This is a genomic window from Mycobacterium sp. (assembly GCF_035697385.1).
Taxonomy (GTDB): Bacteria; Actinomycetota; Actinomycetes; order Mycobacteriales; family Mycobacteriaceae; genus Mycobacterium.
The window spans coordinates 1-5,481 of record NZ_DASSCY010000349.1 but is presented as its reverse complement, the minus strand read 5'-3'; the positions used below and the strand labels follow the sequence as shown (position 1 = coordinate 5,481).

The window sequence follows — 5,481 nt, the reverse complement described above, 5'->3', positions numbered from 1 at the left end:
CGAACACCGCGATCGCGCCCCAATACGACGGGCCGTACGCCGTGAACTCCCGCGCAGCAAGCATCATCACCACTCAGGCGTAGACCGTCTGCCCATCCGCATCGATCTCATACCTCTCGGTGCCGTGCTCCACCCTGGGCGCATCAGCAGCCAGCGACACGGCGATCTTGTTGCACGCGTTGCGCATGATGTCCAACGTCAGCTCGACGGCCTCATCTCCCGAAAAGTGTTTGCGCACACCGGCCGCCACGTCCGAAGTGATGTTGGCCGGCGACCAGATCAACGCGTCGGCGTACCGCAGCGCCGCCTTATGCGCATCCGTCAGACTGTCCGCGTCTTCGTAGCGCTCGATCTGCTCGTACAGGCTCTCCGAACCTCCGGCGTCCAGAGCGTGCCCCTCCCGCAGCGACTTGCACAACCGGCAGTTGTGCTGCGACGCGCCCCGCAGCCGGACGATCTCCGTCGTGACCGGGTCCAATTCCCGCATGCGAGCCACCGCCGGCACGAACCCATTCAGCAGCGCACCGATCGGGTCGGTGTCGTGATCCCACGCGACGTCTTGGACGTCGCCCGGCCTGCCCATATCGAGCGCCTCGAACCCCGCCCACACTCGCGGAACGTAGTCGGCGATGAATATCGCCACCACGGTCCGAAACGCGTTGTCCCCCAACGTCGAAACCAGTTGCTTTCGCTGGTTGTCGCCAATCCCGGACACGTCGACGGCGAACTGCTCGGCGAACGCCGCCACCACAGCCTCGCGCTCGGAGGTCCCGTCGAGCAGGTCGACCTCCATCGGCAGCGGCGGCAGCAACAGCGCCCTGCCGCACGTCAGCCGGATCAGCGTGTCCATGCGCCCGTCGCCCGACGACAACGCCACCAGCCCGGCCAGCTGCTCTGCCAGTATCTGATCACCCACGCAAGGATTATTGCGCCTGGCTCACCGACGACATGTGAAAGTCCGGGATCCGCAGCGTCGGCATCGCCGCGCGGGTCGCCCAATCACCCCACTCGCGCGGCAGCGTGACATCGCTGCGGCCCGCCTCGGTGGCCCGGCGCAGCAGATCGAGCGGGCTTTCGTTGAACCGGAAGTTGTTGACGGCCGCGCTCACCTGGCCGTCTTCGACCAGGTAGACGCCGTCGCGCGTCAGTCCGGTCAGCAGCAGCACGGCCGGGTCGACCGTGCGGATGTACCACAGCGTCGTCAGCAGCAGACCCCGCTCGGTGCTCGCGATCATGTCGGCCAGGCTCGCCGTGCCGCCGGTCATCAGCAGGTTGTCAGCCGGCACCGCCACGGGCTCGTCGAACTCCGCGGCCGCAGCCCGCGGATAGGCGAGCGCATTGATGGTGCCGTCACGGATCCAGTCCACCCGATCGATGTCCATGCCGTTATCGAAAATCGACATCCGCTCCGACGAACTCGGCACCGCCACGAATGGGGTACATGCCAGGGATTGCGCGGCTGGGTCGGAGTACAGCGTCAACGGCAGATCGGTGAGCTTCTCACCCACCCGCGTCCCGCCGCCCGGCGCCGACAGCGCCGTCCGACCCTCATGCGCACCCCGGCCCTCCATCATCCAACTCAGGTAGATCATCATGTCCGCCACCGTCGACGGCGGCATGATCGTCTCGTATCGCCCTGCAGGCAAATCGACACTGCGACGTGCCCACCCCAGCCGCGCCGAAAGCTGCTCGAGCATCGAATCGACTGGTACGTCGACGAAGTCGGGCGTGCTGGTGCCGACCCACGCACTGGCGCCGTCGCGCTTGGCATTGATCTCCACCGAACCCGTCGGCTGCGTGAAGCGCCTCCGCAGCCCGTTCGACGTGGCGACGAACGTCGTCTCCACGATGTGCCGTGCGTATCCGTACAGCTGATCAGGGCCTCGAAACCCGCGCGCAGCCAAGCTGCCGGCCAGCCCGAGAAACACTTCTGCGCTGGTACTCGGCACAGGCGCGTCCCAGTCGTCAGGCACACCTGTACCCGATAACGGCGGCGCGCTGTCTCTGGCTTCTGTCGCCGACAGCGCCGCATCCTGAGACGCCGCAACGAGTTCGGCGATTATCGACGGATCCACCTCGGCCGAGCGCACCGAACCGACCTGAGCGTTATCGCCTTGGCGGACAATTGAAATCACGGTCGTGTGGCGGCTCACCGATTCGCCGTTGGTGGTCATCGAATTGCCGGCCCAACGCAGTGCCGCGTCGGCCCGATCGGTGACCAGCACAATGGTCTCGTCGGCCTTGCCCAACCGGGCGGCCTCGGCCAGCGCGCTATCCACGACCTGCTGTGCGCCGATCACCGACTACCGCCCCGCCTCGGCGCGCGTGTTGAGCACGTTGACACCACGGAACAACGCCGACGGGCAGCCGTGACTCACAGCGGCCACCTGGCCCGGTTGCGCCTTGCCGCAGTTGAACGCCCCACCGAGGCGCCACGTCGCCGGTCCCCCAACGGCTTCCATCGAGGCCCAGAAATCCGTGGTGGTGGCCTGATAGGCCACATCGCGCAACTGGCCGTCCAGCCTGCCGTTGCGGATCCGGAAGAATCGCTGCCCGGTGAACTGGAAGTTGTAGCGCTGCATATCGATTGACCAGGATTTGTCGCCGACGACGTAGATGCCGTCCTCGACGCGGCCGATCAAGTCGTCGGTGCCCAGGTTGTCGGTCCCGGGCTGCAGCGAGACGTTCGCCATCCGCTGGATCGGCACGTGGTGCGGCGAATCGGCGTACGAGCAGCCGTTGGACCGCGCCACCCCCAGGCGCGGGGCGAACACCCGGTCCAGCTGATAGCCGACGAAGAGCCCGTCGCGCACCAGGTCCCAACTCTGGGCGCGGACGCCCTCATCGTCGAAACCAACAGTGGCCAAACCGAATTCGACGGTTCGGTCAGCGGTGACGTTCATCACCGGCGATCCGTATCGCATGGTGCCCAGCTTGTCCGGTGTCGCGAAGGAGGTCCCCGCGTAGGCGGCCTCGTAGCCGATGGCGCGGTCGTATTCGGTGGCGTGCCCGATTGATTCGTGGATGGTCAGCCACAGGTTGGACGGGTCGATCACCAGATCGATCGGCCCGGCCGTCACACTCGGCGCCTTGGCCTTCTCGGTGAGCAGCGACGGCAGCTGGGCTAGCTCCTCGGACCAGTTCCACACCTCGTCGCCGGCGACCGCTTCCCAGCCTTGCGCAGTCGGCGGTGCCAGCGTGCGCATCGTTTCGAACGTTCCGGCCGCGGCGTCGACGGCCACAGCCTCCAGCGTCGGCAACACTCGCACTCGCTGCTGGGTGATCGACGAGCCGAACGTGTCGGCGTAGAAGGTCTGCTCCTTCGCCGCGTTCAGCCCCGCCGAGACATGGTCGACGCCGTCGGCGGCCAGCAGCCGTTCGGAGTATTCCCCCAGTAAGGCGATCTTGTCCGCCGCCCCGACGTCGAACGGGTCGATCCGGTAGTCCGACACCCAGCTGACATCGGTGTAGACCGGTTCGGAGGCCAGCTCGATGCGCTCGGCGTTCAGCGGCGCCAGCGTCGTCGCCACCCGCACGGCCCGCAGCGCCGTGTCCGCCGCGACCACGGGGCTGAGTTCAGCGTGCGAGGCGAAGCCCCACGTGCCGTCGACGATCACCCTGACCGCCAACCCGATCTCACGATTGACGACCGACGTTTCCAGTTCGCCGTCGCGCAGCTGCACGATCTCCGTCGTGATGGCGTGAATACGCAGGTCGGCGTAGCTCGCACCGGCGGCGAGGGCCGCCGACAACGCCGCATCGGCGAGTTCATGTCGCGGCAGCCCGAGGAAGTCGGCATCGACTCGTCGGGGCGCTGTCACGTCTCCTACCGTAGTGGCCCGTTCGTCGGCCCGCTTTAATGACTCGGTGGCGTTCCGGCGTGTGCGAAGAACAGCGCTGGGATATGTGCTGCTCGCTCCCAGTCTGTTCGGCGTCGTCATGTTCATGCTGTTGCCCATGCTGGTGGTGCTCTGGCTGAGCCTGCACCGCTGGGACCTGCTCGGGCCGATTCGGTATGTCGGACTGGCCAATTGGCAATCGGTGCTGACCGACCGATCGTTCGGCATGTCGCTGGTGGTGACGCTGTTCTTCATCGCGATGGTGGTGCCCGCGCAAACTGTGCTCGGCCTCATCGCGGCGGTCATGCTGTCCCGCGGGCTGCCGGGCACCGGCTTCTTTCGCACGCTGTACGTGCTGCCGTGGATCTGCGCACCGCTGGCCATCGCGGTGCTCTGGCGCTGGATCCTGGCCCCCACCGACGGCGCGCTCAGCACAATGCTTGGCCAGGACATCGAGTGGCTCACCGATCCGGGATTGGCGCTGCCCGTCGTGTCCGCCGTGGTGGTCTGGACCAACGTGGGCTACGTGTCGCTGTTCTTTCTGGCGGGCATCCTGGCGATCCCCGACGACATTCAGAACGCGGCGCGCACCGACGGCGCAACCGCGTGGCAGCGGTTCCGTCGCATCACCTTGCCGATGCTGCGGCCGACGCTGTTCTTCGTGTTGGTCACCGGGATCATCAGTGCCGCGCAGGTATTCGACACCGTGTACGCGTTGACCGCGGGCGGGCCGCAGGGCCGGACCGATCTGGTGGCACACCGCATCTATGCCGAGGCGTTCGGCTCCGCTGCGGTCGGGCGAGCCGCGGTGATGGCGGTGGTGTTGTTCGTGTTGCTTGTCGGCGTGACGATCGTCCAGCATCTGTACTTCCGGCGGCGGATCACCTATGACCTCACCTAGCCGGGTCGCATCGGCGGCGGTGATCTACCCGGGTCTGGCCCTCGCCGCAGTGATCGCGATGGCTCCGTTCGCACTGGGGTTGTTGACGTCGTTCACCTCCGCGCGCCAATTCAACACCGAATCCCCGCTGTCCCTGCCGAACCCGCCGACGCTGCAGAACTACATCGCCCTTGGCGACGCCGGGTTCGGACGGGCACTGGTGGTGACCGCGTTGATGACTGCGGTGATTCTGCTGGGGCAGGTGACGTTCTCGGTGCTGGCGGCCTATGCGTTTGCACGGCTGCGGTTTCCGGGCCGCGACGCGTTGTTCTGGCTCTATATCGCCACGTTGATGGTGCCTGCGACGGTCACGGTGGTGCCGTTGTATCTGATGATGGCCGAGGCCGGTCTGCGAAACACCTTCTGGGCGTTGGTGTTGCCGTTCATGTTCGGCTCGCCATATGCGATCTTCCTGCTGCGCGAGCACTTTCGCGCCATCCCCGCCGATCTGATCAGCGCGGCGCGCATCGACGGCGCCAACACGTTGGACATCCTCTTGCACGTCGTGGTGCCAGCCAGCCGGCCGATCCTGGTGACCCTCGCGTTGATCACCGTGGTGACGCAGTGGAACAACTTCATGTGGCCACTGGTGATCACCAGCGGCAGCAAGTGGCAGGTACTGACCGTGGCGACGGCCGGTTTGCAGTCGCGATTCGACGCGCAATGGACGCTGGTGATGGCGGCGACGACAGTGGCGATCGT

Annotated in this window: 5 protein-coding genes; 2 read left to right on the top strand and 3 right to left on the bottom strand. The window is 66.3% G+C overall.

The window, feature by feature from the left end:
• Positions 1-73: 73 nt before the first annotated feature.
• From VFH65_RS29075 to VFH65_RS29065, 3 genes are read right to left on the bottom strand one after another with little or no spacing between them, the layout of a single operon-like run.
• Positions 74-916, bottom strand: coding sequence for a carboxymuconolactone decarboxylase family protein (locus tag VFH65_RS29075; RefSeq protein WP_353326561.1), 843 nt, complete (start codon positions 914-916; stop codon positions 74-76).
• A 7-nt stretch (positions 917-923) separates the two neighbouring features.
• Positions 924-2,300, bottom strand: coding sequence for a TldD/PmbA family protein (locus tag VFH65_RS29070; protein ID WP_353326559.1), 1,377 nt, complete (start codon positions 2,298-2,300; stop codon positions 924-926).
• A 3-nt stretch (positions 2,301-2,303) separates the two neighbouring features.
• Positions 2,304-3,821 carry a TldD/PmbA family protein gene (locus VFH65_RS29065; RefSeq protein WP_353326558.1) on the bottom strand — a complete coding sequence of 506 codons (1,518 nt, stop codon included), beginning with the start codon at positions 3,819-3,821 and terminating at the stop codon, positions 2,304-2,306.
• 46 nt (positions 3,822-3,867) lie between these two features.
• Between VFH65_RS29065 and VFH65_RS29060 the strand changes: the two genes are divergently transcribed.
• Together VFH65_RS29060 and VFH65_RS29055 are read left to right on the top strand one after the other, a co-directional pair.
• Positions 3,868-4,740 (top strand): carbohydrate ABC transporter permease, encoded by an 873-nt coding sequence (locus VFH65_RS29060; RefSeq protein ID WP_353326556.1) that lies wholly within the window; start codon positions 3,868-3,870, stop codon positions 4,738-4,740.
• Positions 4,727-5,481: carbohydrate ABC transporter permease (locus VFH65_RS29055; protein ID WP_353326554.1), on the top strand; the 755-nt coding region annotated here is incomplete at its 3' end. The genes VFH65_RS29060 and VFH65_RS29055, both read left to right, overlap by 14 nt.